This window comes from Psychrobacter sp. 1U2, assembly GCF_051847575.1.
On the sequence record NZ_JBPYDC010000119.1, the window covers coordinates 1 to 1,736 of the forward strand.

Genomic DNA, 1,736 nt, shown 5'->3' on the forward strand with positions numbered 1-1,736 from the left:
CCCAAAGACAGAAAAAGGCGCAGCGCAAGTCGATTATATCTATCCATTGTCCAACAACGTCAATGGTTATGTTCAGCTGTTCCATGGTTATGGTGAGTCCATCATCGACTACAACCATAAAAATACCGCTATCGGTGTTGGGATAATGCTCAATGACTGGAGAGGGCTATAATTCGCTAAATATTATAGATAAGTGTCCTCGTTATTTATGCAGCGCTTAGCACCATACCAAAGCGGCTTATGGCTGGCAGAGTATATAAATTTACGCTGTCAGCTATGCCACATCTATCGTAGCGTACCTCATATACCAAGTCGCGCTGCATCATCACTTCATAATCGTATACAGCAGTATTTTCATAAAGGTCTTTTATGCGCGCACTGCCATGATTATATCGCGTGGCTCCCTGAGGTATTTACTGTAGATATTGCCGCAGGTGCTTCTCTTACTATCCAAGCTGCTACTTATTACGATTATCCAATTCGCCAAGCCATTCGAGCTTTCAAACATTCAGAGGACATGACCAAGCTGCCTTTATTGGTACATGTATTGCGTCAGCTCCCAAGACCAGCCTGCTGCCATAGCCAAAACAGCGTCATCTTACCCATGCCTACCACCGCCAATCGCCTAGTTGAGCGCGGCTTTGATCCGGTGACTATTCTTTCTGCATATTTATCCAAGCATTGGAATATACCTATCTGGCAAGGTGTCCAGCGCATTGATCATACTGTTAGTCAACAAGGCCTAACGCGTGCAGAGCGCTTAGCGAACCTAAACGATGCTTTTACGTTGACGACATTACCTCCTGTCAAACGTATATTACTATTCGATGATGTGGCGACCACAGGAGCAAGTCTACAAGCACTGGCTCGGACACTGTATATCCAAACCTCCTCTCACAATCAGACTCAACCTATAAATCCAAATACATCCCACGATAAAAACACACCTACCTCTAATATTTACCATATATCAGCCTATGCACTTGCGCACGGCAGTCACGACACCTAGACAAACAATGTTAATAAATAATATTTAAAGATATTTTTATGTATTATGAATGATACAGAAATGTATCTGTGCTACATTATCCATTCTTATGTCGACTCTTATAACTACTTCATTGATAACGCCATTTATCACGTGGGTTGTCTGCTCTAAAGCATTACCTGCTGATACCATCACACTGGAATGAATATTGCAATAATTACAATAGTGTTTAAGAATAAATAAAAAACTAGCTAAGTAGTGTCTATTTTTTATACAAACAAACTGGTCGTTGTCATTATGTGTGATTGTTATTAATAGGATATTGATGTGAATGCATCTTTTTACAGCTCATCTTACCGACGACCAGCAACCAGCGCAGGGTTTACCCTGATTGAGCTGATGATAACGATAGCTGTACTGGCGATCATTGTAAGCATTGCCGCGCCTAATATTAGTAACCAATTGGCCAATCAGCGAGTAAAGTCAACTGTCTCAACCATAGAGAGTGCGCTCAAAGAAGCAAAAGCTGAAAGTATCATACGCCGGCAAAACATCACAGTGATATACGACAGTAGCACGCCTAAAACCATCACCTTACAAGACGACAGCAGTACCGTTTTGTCTACCTATAATATCGCCTCTCAAAGCACAATCAATCAAGAGATTACTCCTACTACGGTCACTGAAGTTACCTTTCAGTTCAATAAAGTTATGTCTGGTGGTGCCAGCGTTAGCTATACCGTTTGCG

General features: G+C 41.8%; 3 protein-coding genes. All 3 read left to right on the top strand.

What is annotated here, in order from left to right:
• Window positions 1-172 (top strand): phospholipase A (locus ACS8FD_RS13665; RefSeq protein ID WP_439276279.1); only part of this gene is annotated, 172 nt, incomplete at its 5' end.
• Window positions 173-208: 36 nt separating this feature from the next.
• Window positions 209-1,009: a ComF family protein gene (locus tag ACS8FD_RS13670; RefSeq protein WP_439276277.1), complete on the top strand. Its 801-nt coding sequence runs from the start codon at window positions 209-211 to the stop codon at window positions 1,007-1,009.
• 306 nt (window positions 1,010-1,315) lie between these two features.
• Window positions 1,316-1,736 (top strand): pilus assembly FimT family protein (locus ACS8FD_RS13675; protein ID WP_439276278.1); only part of this gene is annotated, 421 nt, incomplete at its 3' end.